Origin of the sequence: Streptomyces sp. NPDC058092 (genome assembly GCF_042884935.1) — a bacterium.
Lineage (GTDB): Bacteria > Actinomycetota > Actinomycetes > Streptomycetales > Streptomycetaceae > Streptomyces.
The window spans coordinates 58,251-72,992 of the sequence record NZ_JBHVSY010000031.1 but is presented as its reverse complement, the minus strand read 5'-3'; the positions used below and the strand labels follow the sequence as shown (position 1 = coordinate 72,992).

The 14,742-nt window shown below is 68.5% G+C and carries 14 protein-coding genes; all 14 read left to right on the top strand.

Annotated features, from left to right (window positions below; translation table 11 throughout):
• Window position 1: 1 nt before the first annotated feature.
• The 14 genes from ACFVV1_RS35445 (at window position 2) to ACFVV1_RS35380 (ending at window position 14,624) form a co-directional block, all read left to right on the top strand.
• Window positions 2-292, top strand: coding sequence for a hypothetical protein (locus tag ACFVV1_RS35445; RefSeq protein WP_389998174.1), 291 nt, complete (start codon window positions 2-4; stop codon window positions 290-292).
• Window positions 293-383: 91 nt separating this feature from the next.
• On the top strand, window positions 384-716 hold the full coding sequence (locus tag ACFVV1_RS35440) for a hypothetical protein (RefSeq protein ID WP_389998171.1): 333 nt from the start codon (window positions 384-386) through the stop codon (window positions 714-716).
• Entirely contained in the window at window positions 713-1,546 is an 834-nt protein-coding gene (locus ACFVV1_RS35435; protein WP_389998168.1) for a hypothetical protein, read from the top strand. The genes ACFVV1_RS35440 and ACFVV1_RS35435 overlap by 4 nt, the downstream gene beginning before the upstream one ends.
• Window positions 1,543-1,920 (top strand): hypothetical protein, encoded by a 378-nt coding sequence (locus ACFVV1_RS35430; RefSeq protein ID WP_389998164.1) that lies wholly within the window; start codon window positions 1,543-1,545, stop codon window positions 1,918-1,920. Before ACFVV1_RS35435 ends, ACFVV1_RS35430 begins: the two co-directional genes overlap by 4 nt.
• Window positions 1,920-2,378, top strand: coding sequence for a DUF6093 family protein (locus tag ACFVV1_RS35425; RefSeq protein ID WP_389998162.1), 459 nt, complete (start codon window positions 1,920-1,922; stop codon window positions 2,376-2,378). Before ACFVV1_RS35430 ends, ACFVV1_RS35425 begins: the two co-directional genes overlap by 1 nt.
• Window positions 2,375-2,764 carry an HK97 gp10 family phage protein gene (locus ACFVV1_RS35420; protein WP_389998160.1) on the top strand — a complete coding sequence of 130 codons (390 nt, stop codon included), beginning with the start codon at window positions 2,375-2,377 and terminating at the stop codon, window positions 2,762-2,764. The genes ACFVV1_RS35425 and ACFVV1_RS35420 overlap by 4 nt, the downstream gene beginning before the upstream one ends.
• Window positions 2,761-3,210 (top strand): hypothetical protein, encoded by a 450-nt coding sequence (locus ACFVV1_RS35415; RefSeq protein ID WP_389998158.1) that lies wholly within the window; start codon window positions 2,761-2,763, stop codon window positions 3,208-3,210. The genes ACFVV1_RS35420 and ACFVV1_RS35415 overlap by 4 nt, the downstream gene beginning before the upstream one ends.
• A gap of 133 nt (window positions 3,211-3,343) precedes the next feature.
• Window positions 3,344-3,823, top strand: a complete 480-nt coding sequence (locus ACFVV1_RS35410; protein ID WP_389998155.1) for a hypothetical protein — start codon at window positions 3,344-3,346, stop codon at window positions 3,821-3,823.
• Between the two features lie 100 nt (window positions 3,824-3,923).
• Window positions 3,924-4,484, top strand: a complete 561-nt coding sequence (locus ACFVV1_RS35405) for a hypothetical protein (protein WP_389998150.1) — start codon at window positions 3,924-3,926, stop codon at window positions 4,482-4,484.
• A 403-nt stretch (window positions 4,485-4,887) separates the two neighbouring features.
• The gene (locus tag ACFVV1_RS35400; protein ID WP_389998147.1) at window positions 4,888-9,411 is read left to right on the top strand and encodes a hypothetical protein; all 4,524 of its coding nucleotides are present in this window, start codon (window positions 4,888-4,890) and stop codon (window positions 9,409-9,411) included.
• Window positions 9,398-10,303, top strand: a complete 906-nt coding sequence (locus tag ACFVV1_RS35395; RefSeq protein ID WP_389998144.1) for a hypothetical protein — start codon at window positions 9,398-9,400, stop codon at window positions 10,301-10,303. Before ACFVV1_RS35400 ends, ACFVV1_RS35395 begins: the two co-directional genes overlap by 14 nt.
• A gap of 12 nt (window positions 10,304-10,315) precedes the next feature.
• Complete coding sequence (locus ACFVV1_RS35390; protein WP_389998141.1) at window positions 10,316-11,251, top strand: hypothetical protein; 936 nt, start codon at window positions 10,316-10,318, stop codon at window positions 11,249-11,251.
• Window positions 11,248-12,348, top strand: coding sequence for a hypothetical protein (locus tag ACFVV1_RS35385; protein ID WP_389998138.1), 1,101 nt, complete (start codon window positions 11,248-11,250; stop codon window positions 12,346-12,348). The genes ACFVV1_RS35390 and ACFVV1_RS35385 overlap by 4 nt, the downstream gene beginning before the upstream one ends.
• Window positions 12,345-14,624 (top strand): hypothetical protein, encoded by a 2,280-nt coding sequence (locus ACFVV1_RS35380; RefSeq protein ID WP_389998136.1) that lies wholly within the window; start codon window positions 12,345-12,347, stop codon window positions 14,622-14,624. Before ACFVV1_RS35385 ends, ACFVV1_RS35380 begins: the two co-directional genes overlap by 4 nt.
• Window positions 14,625-14,742: the final 118 nt, after the last annotated feature.

Sequence of the window (14,742 nt, the reverse complement as noted above, 5' to 3'; positions counted from 1 at the left end):
CATGGCCAAGCTCAGCAAGGCCGTGCACGTACGCGACCCGGAACGCAACCGCACCGTTCTCCTGCTGCCCGGAGAGGAACCGGCACCGCACCTTGCGGCCCTGGTCACCAACCCGGACTGCTGGGAGGACGGCAAGGCCCCCGGCGCGCAGGACAACGCCACCAAGTCCGAGGAAGTCGACGCCGTGACGGGCGACGACTCCGAGGACACCGAACCGGCCGCCCGTAAGACGGCGGCCAAGAAGCCGGCCCGGGGCCGGACGGCCGCTGCCGAGGGCACCAGCGGTCAGTAAGTAGTGGCGGGCCCGGCCTCCTGGTGGGGCGCCAGCGGCCGGGCCCGCACCTGCACACCCCTTCCCGCCCCACACCTGACCGGAGGACCTGGTGGACGCAGCCGTACGCGCCTGGCTCATCTCCCAGCTCGGCACTGACACAGACATGCCGGACCTTGAGCAGCGCTATACCCGGCTTGGCACCGCCCGCGCGGTGGCACTCGAGGTGGTGCGCGAACGCCTTGCCGCACTGCTGGCCTCGCCTGGGACCGTTTCCGTGTCCGGCGTCGTCTCCGTGAGCTTCTCGGCGAACATCGCCGCGTACGAGCGGCAGATCGAATCCCTTGAGGCTGGGGACCCGCCTGCCCCGGACGACCCCGAGGACCCGGACGGCGCAGGTGACGGGTTCGACGTTCTGTACCTGATGGAACGGCCGCGCCGATGACCACCCCCACGCGCCGCCGTACCCTCCGCGCCCGCCTGATGGCGTTCATCAATGACGCGACCAGCCGCATCACCGCCGCGTGGCGGATCCTGACCACCGCACAGAACCGGCTCCTGGACGCCCTTGCCGCGATCCGGCCGGGCCGCAGCGCATCCGCCCGAATTCGTGCTGCGCAACTCGTCTTCCAGCGCAGCATCGCCGACTTCAACCGGGCCGTCGGAGCGTTCACCGAACGCTGGGCCGCCACCGATCTGCCCCTGGCCTACCGCGAAGGCGCCTTCGGCATGCTCGACCGGGCCGACCGGCCCCGCCGCATGTGGTCCTGGACCGCCCGCCACCAGAGCGCCATCACCACCCTGTCCTCCCAGTACTACGCCGACCTCATGGGCCGCCTGCAGGAAGCTCTGCGCCGCGCCCAGGCGTTCCTCCGCGCCGCCGTGGACGCCGCCCGCGCACGGGCCAGCCGGTTCGAGTACGGATCGTTCAACAGGGACACCCTGCGCGACGAGCACCCGCTGGGAACGGTCATCTACGCCAACGACGCCAGGCACCCCGTCGAAGCGTGGGCGGGAGCGGCGCTCACCTGGCAGGCCGTGACCACCGCCAACGCTGGGGCCGTCGCCACCGCCTACGAGCAGCTCGCCTGCACCCAGGTCAAGGTCCGTGATGGGTCGGGCTGTGGATGGCGGAATCACGGGGACCCGGACAAGGCCGACGGCACCATCCGCGACATCGACGACGCCCTCGCCCACCCCACTGCTCACAGCCACTGCATTCGCGAGTTCCTCCCACACTTCGAACGCCCCAACTTCCTGGGAGCTCCCGCATGACCCAGCCGAGCATGGCCGACCAGCCGCACCAGGTCCGCCTCACCTCCAACGGCCTGTCCGGCACCGTGGAAGTCGACGGCGCTGACATCAGCGCCCAGGTGCAGGGATACAACCTCGAAGCCCGTGTCGGTGCCGCGCCGCTCCTGGTCCTGTACACCAGCCCGCACCAGGGCGTCGCCTTCGAGGGGCTCGCCCACGTCGCCATCGGCACCGAACAGGACCCCGGCCCGGCGGTCGCAGCGTTCCTCGCCAACGTCGACCCGGGCGCTCTGCAGCAGGCCGCGCTGAACCGCGACGACCTCGACAACAGCAAGCACGGGGTCACCGCGGCAATCCTTGCGCAGCTCGCCGACTGGGCGCAGGGGAAGCCCTGATGGCCGGCCTCGACCAGGCGCTCGCCGGTGTCACACGGTGGATCGGGAAGACCCTCCTGATCGACACCGTGCGCATCACCCTGCCCGCCACCGGTGAGCCCGTCCTGAATACCACCACCGGTCAGCTCGAGTACCCGGAGGGGGACGTCCTGTACGAGGGCCCGGGCGCGGTGATCCCGTCCAGCGGAACGACGGAGCGAGCAGCCATCCAGGATGCCGTGCAGCCCTGGACGCAGCAGGCGAAGCTCGCCTACTTCCTCCTGACACCGTTGACAGCACCCATCCCGCCGGAGAACGCGTTGGCGTCGGTCGTGGCCGTACACGATCCGTCCCGCACCGCGCTCATCGGCCGGACGTGGACGTGCTCCGGGCCGGGCATGGCCAGCACCGTCGAAGTGGTTCGCAAGACCCCGCTGGACCAGAACATGCTGCCGTCGACCGCAGGCGGTGCGCCGTGACCCCTGACGAACTTGCCGACCGACTCGAGAACGCCGCCGACCAGATCGGCGACGCCATCGCCCGCCGGGTCGTGCACACGGCCGAGCTCGGCCGCGGCATGATCCGGGCCAACGCCACCGGCCGGCCCGGACCGAACGTCATCACCGGGAAGTACCGCTCGTCCTGGGAGGTCGTCGGCCGCACCCTTCCGTACGGCGCGCAGTGCACCATCGGCACGAACGCGCCGCAGGGCCGCCGTCTCGAGTTCGGGTTCTGGGACATGACCGACAGCATTGGTCGGCATTTCTACCAGCCGCCGTACCCGCACGTCGGTCCTGCCATCCCGCGTATGGAGGCGGTGCTGCGGGAGCAGATGCTGGGCGCCGTTTCGGAGGTGCTGTCGTGATTGCACGCCTGCCCGTGACGATGGCCCTGTCCGCGCTGCTCACTTCCGCTACCGGTATTCCGGTCGGCCGCGGCAGCAAGCCGGCGGACACCGCCCCGCCGTATTACCTGCTGCACGCTCTGCCCGCGACATACAGCGGGGCACCGTTCACCGACGCCAACGAAGACTCTGTCCTCGTCTACCAGGTGACGTCCGTGTCCGGCCCCAACCCCGCAACGCCCGACTCGCACGGGGTTGCGGACCAGGCGGAGTGGATGGCTGACATCGCCCGCACCGCGATCCTCGGCCGCGACCGCGCGACCAGGCTGTGGCTGAACGAACTCACCATCCCCAGCGTGAAGGTGATCGGGCGCAGCCTCGACACCGAACCGGGGGGAACGAATGATCCAGCCGATGCCATCATGAGTTACGTACAGAGGTTCAGGTTCGACCTGACCTCAACGTGACCTCTGGTCAGGCTTTACCGCACCGCGGCGGGACCCCACGCGGACGCCACCACGCAGGTGGCCGCACCCACACACCACGTGTAAGGGGCCGGGTCCGCACCGCCGGATCGCCCCGGGACAAGGGGCCCATCCCATGCCGGTCAAGAAGTACATGCGGCGAGGAACGAGCAAGTTCTACTTCCTCGAGACCATCACCGCCAGCACCATGATTCCGACCCGTGCCGAGATCACCTCCGGTACCGAGTTCTCCGAGCAGATCGCCGCGATGGACGGCTGGACCGTCCAGAACAACGAGATCGAGACGCCGAATATGGCGGACACCTACGACTCGACGATCCCCGGCTCAGACAAGGCCGACACCAGCACGTTCACGTTCTACGAGGACGAAGTCGACTCCGACATCGAGGAGATGCTCGCCAAGGGCACCACCGGGTATGTCGTCATCCTGCGCAAGGGCGACGTCCCGACGAACAAGAGCATGGACGTCTTCCCGATCCGTGTCGCCTCCCAGTCGCCGCAGTACACGGCGGACAACGAGGCCGCCAAGTTCGTCGTGACGTGCTCCATCACCTCCCGGCCGCTCCAGGGCGCCGCAGTCCCCGCCGCGACCTGACCTGCCCCCTCTCAGCTCCCGGCCGGGCCCGACGGTGTTCGGGAAGGGGCGCCGCACGGCGCCCGGCCGGGCCCCCTTCCCCTGACGGAGGACCCACCTCATGACCACTGCACGCAAGACCACCGCCCCGAAGCCGCCCGCCGCCGCGGTCGCCGCCGACGCCCACTGGGCGGCAACCCGGGAACGGCTCCGCAACCGGACCCGGCCCATCGTCCGCCTCACCATCTGCGACGACCGCGACGCGAAGCAGGCCCTGGCCGAAGCCAAGTTCAACGAGCAGCGGGCCAAGGACAACGCCGAACGCGACCCCTCCAACAAGGTCGAACAGGCTGTCCTTCGGGCAGCGACGGACGAATTCGCCCAGGCACAGACCGCCGTCGACGAGGCGTCCATCGTGCTCCGCTTCCAGGCCCTGGACCGCAAGACGTACAAGGAACTCCTCGCCGTGCACCCGCCGACCGAGGACCAGGCCGAAGACGGCTACGCGTTCAACCTCGACACCCTCGGCCCGGTCATCGTCGCCGCGTCGTCACTGGACGGCATCACCGAAGAGGACGCGGCCGGGTACCTCGACGATTGGTCGCAGGCCGAAGCCGAAGCCCTCCTCAACACCGCATTCGGGGTGCAGCGCGAAGAGCGCATGGACCTGGGAAAAGGCTGATCACCGATGACGTCCTGCGTACCGAACTGGAACTCTGCCACCAGCTCGGCATTCCTCATTCCCAGTTCAAAGGTGCGGGGGACGGTACGTGGACGCCGAAGGACCGGGCCAAGGCCCTCGCCTACCAGGCGTACCAGCGGACCCTGTGCCCGCAGTGTGGCACTCGCGAATCCGAATGGGACCCCGACTTTGGCGGCGACCCGTACGCCTACGTCGCCTCGACCCGTAAGTGCTTCGGCTGCGAGGAGATCGGCCGCGAGCAGCAGCGCATCCCCGACGGTGCGGCCGGCGCCGGAATGAAAGTCATGCTCCTGCCGGCCTCCGTGGCCGCAGCGATCGAAGTACAGCAGCAGCACCTGGCCTGACGGCCTGATCAGTATCCGACGGAGAGGAGGGCGGGCCGGTGGCCAACTGGAACCTGAGCGTGGACCTGCGTGGCCAGGGCGCCGACCTGGCACGCACCCTGCAGACCAGCGCCCGCCACGCCCGCGACCTCGCCGGCGCCGTCCGCGACGCCCAGGGCGAGATCCGGGGCCTGGCCGGCACGTCCCAGGCCGCACAGACGGCCATCACCCGTGTCGGCCGGGCATCCGACCAGGCCCGCAACCGGCTCGTGGGAATGGCCCGCCAGGCCCGCAACGCAGCAGGCGAGTTCCGGGACCTGGCCCGCGCCGCCGAACTTGCCGAGCTCCGCCTGCAGGGCGCCCTCCGGGACGTGCGCATCACTGCCCGTCTCGATGACGAGACCGGCCCCGGGAGGGCTGCTCTCCGTGCCGCCATCACCGAGATTCAGCGCCTGAGCCCCGTACGGATCCGCGTCCACTTCGACGGCGACCCCGCACAGGTCGCGGCGGCCGCAGCAGCCATGCGCGATCTGCGTACCCACGCTGACCGGACCGATGCCGCCCTGACTGCCCTTACGACCCGCGGTGCTGCGGCGGCCCTTGCCCTCCGCGCCACGGAGGAGGCCGCTGCCGCGCTGGCCCGCACTCTGCGAACCCTCCGCGGCCGCGCTGCCGCCGCAGCAGGCGCCTTGGACGAACTCCGTGTCCGGGCCCTGACTGCCGCTGGGGGGCTTCGGGTGCTGAACACCACGGTCCGGACGGCTGATGGCCGTCTCGACTCCCTGTCCGGTCGGACCCGCACTCTTCGGGGTGACCTGGACGACCTCGACGGCTCACTGCGCCGGGTTGACGGCCGCATGGGCAGCCTGCGCGGATCCGTGGGAAGCGTGGGTTCGGCTACCGGGTCCGCGTCCAAGGACACCAAGAACTTGATCCTCGGCGTGGTGGCGCTGGCCACTGCCCTGATCCCGGTCGCATCCGCTGTGGTGCCGATCGCAGCCGGCATGACTGCGGCGGGTGTGGCCGTCGGGGCGTTCGGTGTTGCCGTGGCCGGCCAGATCGTTGCCCTGACCGAGTCCGCCGATGCGGAAGAGAAATACGAGAAGGCGGTCCGTGAGCACGGTCAGGCATCCACTGAGGCCGCAACGGCGGAGAAGGAGTACCTGCGGACCATCAGCGAGATGCCCCCGGCGACCCGGGAGGCCGCCGCCGGTCTGGCTGCGCTGAAGGACCAGTACAAGGAGTGGTCGAATTCGTTGGCCGGGGACACGATGCCGGTCGTCACCAAGTCGATGGCGCTGTTCGGGGCGATGCTGCCGCGCCTGACTCCGCTCGTGAAGGGCACCTCGAAGGAACTCGACCGGCTGTTGACCGTTGCTGCCGGCGGCATGTCCACACCAGGCTTCGACCGGTTCGTCACCAGCTTCACCCGGTTCGCGACCGAGTCCCTCGCCCGCGGCACGACCGGCCTCATCAATTTCACCCGGGCCCTCGACACCGGGAAGATCGGCGGCAACCTCAAGGAGTTCCTCGACTACGCCCGCACCAACGGGCCCTTGGTCGCGGACACCCTCAGCAACTTGAGCAAGGCCGTCTTGCACCTCCTGGTCGCTGCGTCCGACATGGGCGTCAGCGTCCTGGGCGCCGTCAACGCCCTGGCCAAGCTCGTCAACGCGGTTCCCGCATCCACCCTGTCCGTGTTCCTGCAGCTGTACGCGGCGCTCAAGCTCGTCACTCTGGGCATCGCAGCCGTCGGTGCCGTATCCGGCGGGGCCGCGGCCGCAAGCTTGGCCGCGTTCGTTCGCAGCGCCCGGTTCGGCGGGGTCGGCCCCGCCATCACCGGCGTGGTGCAGCGCATGTCCGCCCTGCAGAAGGTGGCGGTCGGCCTCGGGGTCCTCGGGCTGGTCGCGGTCGGGATCGACAAGCTCGCGGACAAGGCGCGTGGGGCACCCCCGGATGTCGACCGGCTCACCACCTCACTCAAGGAACTCGCCCTCACCGGGAAGATGACCGGCGAGCTGAAGGCCACGTTCGGCGGCTTCGAGGGCCTCATCGGCTCGATGAAGAAGTACACGGTCGAAGCGGACAAGGCGAAGAAGGCGTCCGAGGGCGCGTTCGGGTTCCGCATCCCGGTCCTTGACGACATTGCCGACTGGTTCGGCGACAAGGCCAACGACATCTCTCAGGGCGAGAAGTCTCTCAACGCCCTGAAGGACGACTTCAAGGGCGTCGACGAGGCCCTCGCGCAGCTGGCGTCCAGCGGCAACACGAAGGAAGCCGCCGCCGGATTCGACATGCTCAGCGCGGCCGGGAAGAAGGCCGGCTGGTCAACGAAGCAGATCAACGATCTCTTCCCCGAGTACAAGGCATCTCTAGCCTCCTTGAAGGCGGAGCAGCAGCTGACTGCCGCAGGGATGGGTGTCTTCGGCGATCAAGCCGCGGCGACGAAAGCGAAGCTGGACGCTCAGAAGCAGTCCACGGACGGGCTGCGGCAGTCGATCGTCGCGCTGAACGACGTCAATCGGGCAGCTCTCGGCGGAATGATCGGGTTCGAGGCCAGCATCGACGCCGCAGCGAAGGCTGCGCGGGAGAACGCCGGTTCTCTCCGCATGATCAATGGTGAACTGGACCTGAACTCCCCGAAGGCCCAGGCCGCCGCGACCGCGCTGCAGGACCTCGGCTCGAAGACCGACGCGGCTGCAACCGCTGCACGCGAGTCCGGCAAGTCCTGGGAGCATGTCAACGGGATCTACGCCCGCGGCCGGGACGCCCTGATCAGCACAGCCATGCAGATGGGCCTGAACAAGGACCAGGCGAAATCCCTCGCCGCGAGCATCCTCGACATTCCGGACGACAAGAAGACCCGGATCGAGATGGACCGGGAAGACGCGATCGCGGGACTGGATGCCGTCATTGCGAAGATCCAGGCCACTCCCGGGGCCAAGTCCGTGAAGGTCAATGCACTGACCGACACCGCCATCTCGCTCCTCAACGCCCTCGGATACAAGACCAAGACACTCCCCGACGGGCGAGTCGAAGTCACCGCGAAGACAGGTGACGCACTGGCAGGTATCGGGGCCGTGCAACGGGCGCGCGACGGGCTGAAGGACCGCAGCATCACGATCACCACCACGTACGTCAAGCGCACCGTGTACGACAAGGACGCCAACAGCATCCCCGACATGGTGCAGGCACCCAACCACCAGGCGAACGGCTCTGTCCTTTCCTTCTACGCCCGCGGCGGCATGAACAGCCCCGCGGAGCGACACGTCGCACAGATCGCCCCTGCCGGCGCCTGGCGAGTATGGGCGGAAGACGAGACCGGCGGCGAGAGCTACATCCCGCTCAGCCCGGCAAAGCGTCCCCGGTCCCGCGTCATCGCAGAGGAGACCGTGCGGCGCCTCGGCGGGGACCCCCGCGCCATCCAGTGGAATGCGAACGGGAACGTCACCGACTGGCGGTACGACCCCCAGTCCGGATCTCTGTACTCGGCCACGGACGCCGGGCAGGCCGGGCACAAGACCAAGAAGGTCAAGGTCAAGGGGAAGAACGGCAAGACCACCACCAAGGAAGTCGACTACTTCGACCTCGGCGCGGTGGAGAAGAAAATCAAGAGCACCGCGAAGGCCACCCGGTCCTGGAACACCGACCTGGAGAGGGTCGCAGACCGGCTCGGCGGCGACGTCGCCGAAGCCCTAGCAGGCATGGGCGAGGACGGCATCAAGCTTGCCCACAAGATGGCCACCGGCTCCAAGAAATACGCCGCGGACATGGCCAAGGCCCTGCGCGACCTGAGCAAGGTGGCCAAGGCGTCGCTGACGGACTACACCCGGCAGCTCACCAAGGCGAACAGCACCGACGCGGCTTTCACGAAGAACCTGTCGATGCTTGCCGGGCGGGGCTACGGAGACCTTGCCTCGCAGCTTGCCGCACAAGGCGACACCGCGGCGCAGGAGCTCGCGGCCGCGGCGGTGAAGGACCGCAAGAAGGCGTCGTCCGCGAACGCGGCGGCGAAGAAGTCGAACACGGCGCTCACCTCGGACCAGGTGCAGCAGCTCGTCGCCATCATCGCCGCCGTCAAGACGTCGAAGACGGGCATTCACGATGTCGCTGGCACCACCGGGCTCGGCGAAGACGAGATCATCGCCACCGCGACCAAAGCCCAGACCCAGATCAAGAGCTCCCTCGGCTCCCGCGCCACCAAGTTCCTCGGCGACCTCGCCCGCGCCAACAAGGGACTCAGCTATGCCAACGGCGGGATCCGGTCCGGGATCTACTCCACCCAGGGCGGCGCCGTCACCTTTGCCGAACCGGAAACCGGCGGCGAGGCATTCATCCCGCTCGGCCCGAACAAGCGGACCGCGGCCACGAACGTCCTGCGGGACGTGGCTGCCCGGTTCGGTGTCGGTCTCACCGACGTATCCGCGACCCGCCCGGTCGTCATCGTCCAGGGCGGCGGCGACACCAACGTCAACGTCACCGCCGTACGCACCGGCGCTACCGCCACAGACATCGCATCGCAGGTCGGCCGGCAGATACGCCGAGTCCGCAGGGGAGGGGTGAACGCCCGTGCCGCTGCCTGAGCTCACGGACTGGCAGTACGACCTGGGCGGCGTCCTGATGGGTGCCGACACCACCATCCAGGTCATCGAGACGACCGGCCTGGGGCGGCCGCCGTCCAGGGAGAGCGACGCCGACCAGCCGTCGATGGACGGGGCGTTCGCCGGCCCGGACTACTACAGCACCCGGCAGGTGCAGTTCGATGCCGCGGTGCGCATCCCCGGCGACTCGGCCGCCTGCCATGATGTCGTCGCAGCCCTGCAGGCCGCCGCCGACGACCCGACTGTACGCCTCGCGGGCGGGACGACAATGGCGTTGCGCATGAAGCGTCCCGGCCGCCCGGTCAAGCGCCTCAACGGCCGGCTCAGGAAAGTCGACCCGGAGTACGCCCAGGTCATCCACGGCTACGTCCCCCTGGACATCGAGTTCGCAGCCACCGACCCCACGTTCTACGCCGACGTGCAGACCACCACCGAGATTCCCCTCGGGTGGCTCACCGGCGGAGGATTCGCCGCACCGGTCGTCGCCCCGATCTACGTGCAGTCCGGAACCACGGCTGCAGACCGGCCGGGATGGGTCACGAACGCGGGGACCGGCAGCGCATGGCCAGTCATAAGGATCACCGGACCGGTCGCGAACATCACCGTCACCCATGTCGCATCCGGCCGGAAGCTGACCCTGCCCACCCTCAACCTCACCAACCCGAGCCAGTGGATCCAGATCGACACCCGGCCCGGCTACCGCACCGTTCGCCGCGAGAACGGCGGCAACGCGTCCGCGCTGCTGTCCCCGGCGTCCCGCATCGACCTGTTCTCCCTGCCGCCCGGACAGTCCGAGATGCGCTGGACCGGCTTCGACAACACGAACTCTGCCCGCATGCGCCTGACCTGGCGCGACGCCTACACCGCCCTCTGAGGAGCGCACACCATGGCCCTTTTCCCCGTGCCGATCCTCACGAACGGCGCCACCCACTCCGCCCAGCAGTTCCGGATGATGGTCCGCGACCTCGTCTCTGGTGCCGAGGGCATCACTCAAGGCACCGACCTCAAGGTCGCCCAACTCAGCACCCCAGGCGCCTCGATCCAGGTCGGCGACGGCTCCGGAGTCGTCCGCGGCCGCGTCTCCTCGTTCCAGGGCACGTACTCCGTCTGCAACATCGGATCGGCCACCGTTCCGATCGCTGCGACGGGCGGATCCGCCCGCTCAGACATGGTGATCCTTCGCGTGGAGGACCCAGAGTACGAGGGCAGCCTGAACCCGGCCATCGACAACGTCAACTACTTCCAGGTCATCTCAAACGTCTCAAGCTCCGCGACGACTATCCCGGACGGCCGCACAGGAATACCCCTGGCCCGGATCGACATCCCAGCATCAACGTCCACGATCACCAACGCCATGATCAAGGACATTCGGCAGGTGGCGTCACCCCGCCGGGAAAGCCGTCTGTGGACACAGTCCCCGGCGTCGCTGTCGACGGAAATCACCGGAGGCGCAAGCGTCTTCTCCTACTTCACGACTGCGGCCGGCTGGACCCTCGCGATCCCGTCCTGGGCGAGCACTGTCCGCATCAACATCACCGCTTCGCAGCTGCGGTACTCAACAGCCCTCTACTACGGGGGATTGCGGGCTACCTTCGGCGCTTCTCTGACTGTGCAGCCCGTCAACCTGGACGACAACCAGACCGGGATTCGCCGGGGAACGGTGGCCGCCGCCGACACGCTCACCATCCCCGACGCCTACCGCGGCACCAGCCAGCTCCTACGCCTCCAGGCCGCCGGGTACACCGGCAACACGGGCAAGGTCGGAGTCGACAGCTCGACAACGCTAATCGCGCAGGTGGAGTTCGAAGAGGCCCCGCGATGACCGTCCCCGACCGTATCCTCACCCAGCACGCCCTGACGGGGGAGTGGCAGTCCCTCGCACTCCCACTTGGTGACATCGAGTACGGCGACGAACTCAACGGCCCCGGGAGCCTCTCCGGGAAGCTGGAACCGCGCCTCCTCGCCGAGAACCCGACGCTCACCGACCCGGGCACCACCCTCATCTACGTGGAGTCTGCCGGGCAGCTGCGGTGGGGTGGTCTGGTGTGGGATGTCCGTACCCAGGACAACACCCTCACCCTTGAGGCTGCCGGGTGGTCGTCGTACTTGCAGAAGCGGCACGACATCGACGGGAACTACGGCGGCCGCGGCCCCTACACGTACACGGACCGGTGCAAGGTGATCCGGGACATCTGGGCCTACGCCCAGTCCGTCACCGACGGGGACCTTGGTGTCGTCGTCGACTCCACCACCTCGACGTCGACCGTCGGCACCCCCGCCGACCCGCTCAAGTCCTTGTGGTGGGAGCTACCCGTCCTCGGGGACGCAGTCGACGACCTTGTGTCTGGTGACGCCACCCCCGACTACACCTGCACCACCGCCTGGAACACGGCCAAGACCGCACCAGTACGCCGAATCCGGCTCGGCTGGCCGCGCCTCGGCGCACGCCGCACCGACATCTCCTTCGCGTCCGGACAGAACATCATCGAACCCCCGGAAGTCGAGCTCGCCGCCGACGAGTACGCCCAGGTCGTCATCGCGAACGGCGCCGGTGACGGGTCCGCGAAACGCCGCGCGATCAGCGCCGTCCGAAACGGACGTCTCCGCCTCGAGTCCGCCCTGGACCTGCCCGACGTCAAAGGCACCGACATCCTCGGCACCCGCGCCGCAGCCGAACGGGCCTGGCGGCAGACCCTCGGCTCCGTCTCCGAGATCACCATCCGGAACACGGCCGCAGCCCCCTTCGGGTCCTGGCAGGTCGGAGACGACGTGTACACCCGCGTCCACAACTCGTGGACGTCCTACACCGGCTGGTGCCGCATCACCGGCTGGACCGTGAAACCCCACGCCACCGGCGGCCCCCAGGCCGTCATTTCCCTGAAGCCTGCCGCTTCATTCCAGTACGGAGGAGTCTCGTGACGGACATCGGTGCCGCACTGGCCAGAATTGAGAAGCGGCTCGACCGTGTCGAGCGAGCCGCCCGCCTCTCCTACGCATCCCTGGATGACACCGCCCTTGAGGTCCGGGACAGCAGCGGATCCCTGCGGGGCGTCTTCGGGCAGCAAGGGGACGGCACGACCGCGGTCAACGTCGTCAACGGGCCGCCGCCCCCGCAGCCTTCGGCGCCGGTCGTCGTGTCCGTCCTTGGCGGGGTTACCGTGTCGTGGGACGGGGCGTTCGCCGGCGGGGCGGTGCTGCCTCTGGACTGGTCCAGGGTGGAAGTCCACGCCTCACCCACAGCCGTCTACACCCCGACCGCCGCCACGCTGAAAGCCACGGTCGAGACGGCCCAGGGCTGCACCGTCGTCGTCGCCACACCTGACCTGGTGTACGTACAGCTGGTGGCGCGCAGCACCTCAGGCACCGCCTCAATCCCGTCGATCACGGTCGGACCGGTCGGACCGACTCCCGTGGTCGCGACCGACATCCTCGACGGCATCGTCACCACGGTGAAACTCGCGAACGATGCGGTCACCGCCGCGAAGGTCGCGACCGGCGCAATCGGCACCACAAAGATCACCGACGACGCGATCACCACCCCGAAGATCGTCGCGGCTGCCGTGCAGGCTGCGCAGATCGACGCAGAGGCTGTTAACGCGTCAAAGATCGCAGCAGGGGCCGTCACCACCGCGAAACTCGACGCGCTCGCCGTGACATCGGACAAGATCGCAGCGAACAGCATCATCGCCGGAAAGATCGCAGCCGGGGCGGTCAGCGCACAGTCCCTGACCATCGGGCTGTCCCAGACGATCGCCACGAAGCTCACCGACACGATGGCCGACACCACCACCTGGGCACGGGTCGGGGAAACCGGCACCTTCACTACCGTCACCGGCGTATCCGACGCGGTCGCCGGCGCCACCGTCATGGAAGTCTCCGGGCCCGCCTCCATGGAGCGCACAGAGAACATCCCCTACGACTCCAGCGCCCTGTACCGGATCACGGTCCGGCTGCGCACCACCACCGCCCCCACCGCGGGTAACCCGCTCGTCTACCTCGGCCTTACCGGCATAGCCGCCGACGGCACCACCCGTGTGAACGCGACCGGGGCGAACAGTGTCGGCAGTCAGCATTACGTCACCGCTGCCAACCTCAGCATCCCGACCGGCACCGCCTGGACGACCCTGACCGGATACGTGCAAGGGACCGCGGCGACCGGAACAACCACGGCCCGCCCCGACCCGCGTACCCCTGGTGTCGCCCACACCAGCGTCCGATACGTCCGCCCCTTGCTACGCCTCCTCAACGGCGCCACGGGCGGAACCATGCAGGTCGACCAGGTCACGGTCGAGACCGTGCCCACCGGCGCGGTGAACTCGGTCAACATCGTCGACGGGGCCGTAACCGCGAACGCCATCACCGCGAACGCGGTTACGACGACGAAACTCGCCGCCGGATCTGTCGACGCGACCGCCCTCAAGGCCGACGCCATCACCGGGAAAACGATCAGTGGCGGATCCATCACCGGAACCACGATCACCGGAGGCACGGTCACCGGCTCCACCATCCAGACCGCCACCGCCGGCAAACGCATCGCGCTGCTCCCGGACGGCACGATGGCCCTCTACTCCGGCCGCACGGGCGGAGAGACCCCCGGCAGCCTTGAATCCGGGATCCGCTCCGACGGCGAGATGCAACTCGGGTACCTCGTGCTGAAACCGCCCACACACGGACCCACCCCGCCCGAAATCACCATGGCAATCGGGCCCATCGGCGAGCAGCAGTGGAACATCGGCCCTCTGGGACTACGGGCAGAGGGGTCCGCAGGCTACGCCGACATCTTCGGCAACCTGAATGTCACAGGGAGGCTGGACGTCTCCAACACCCCCTTCACCACCTACACCCCCACCGTCTCCGGAGGCGGCTCAGCCACATACGGCACCCGCGACGGCTGGTACTACAAGCTCGGCGGTCTCGTGTTCTTTGAGGCCTACATCGTGCCGTCTGTCACCGGATCCGGCTCCACCAACGTCACGTTCACGCTGCCATCCACCCCGTACCGAGGCGCGGCAAACCGGCGCCAAGCCATCCCCGTACACGTAGGCGCACTCGGGAACTGCATGGCCATCATCGCCGCCGGGGGCACAAGCGCCGCCGTTGACAGCATCGCCCTGAACTCCGGAAGCAACATCGTCGGCTCACAGCTCACCACATCGACGATCATCACGGCGACCGGCTGGTACCGCGAAGCCTGACCAGGGGCAGTACCCGCCCCGCACACACGTACGCTGATCCGTAGGGCGACCCTCCGCCCCGCTCCACCCCGAGGGACTGCCACCCGGCCCCGGCCGGCGCAGCACGCCAACCACATTT

Coding starts and splice junctions, on each gene's coding strand:
- ACFVV1_RS35445 (WP_389998174.1), top strand. CDS start 2: ATGGCCAAGCTCAGCAAGGCCGTGCACGTACGCGACCCGGAACGCAAC.
- ACFVV1_RS35435 (WP_389998168.1), top strand. CDS start 713: ATGACCACCCCCACGCGCCGCCGTACCCTCCGCGCCCGCCTGATGGCG.
- ACFVV1_RS35430 (WP_389998164.1), top strand. CDS start 1,543: ATGACCCAGCCGAGCATGGCCGACCAGCCGCACCAGGTCCGCCTCACC.
- ACFVV1_RS35425 (WP_389998162.1), top strand. CDS start 1,920: ATGGCCGGCCTCGACCAGGCGCTCGCCGGTGTCACACGGTGGATCGGG.
- ACFVV1_RS35410 (WP_389998155.1), top strand. CDS start 3,344: ATGCCGGTCAAGAAGTACATGCGGCGAGGAACGAGCAAGTTCTACTTC.
- ACFVV1_RS35405 (WP_389998150.1), top strand. CDS start 3,924: ATGACCACTGCACGCAAGACCACCGCCCCGAAGCCGCCCGCCGCCGCG.
- ACFVV1_RS35390 (WP_389998141.1), top strand. CDS start 10,316: ATGGCCCTTTTCCCCGTGCCGATCCTCACGAACGGCGCCACCCACTCC.
- ACFVV1_RS35385 (WP_389998138.1), top strand. CDS start 11,248: ATGACCGTCCCCGACCGTATCCTCACCCAGCACGCCCTGACGGGGGAG.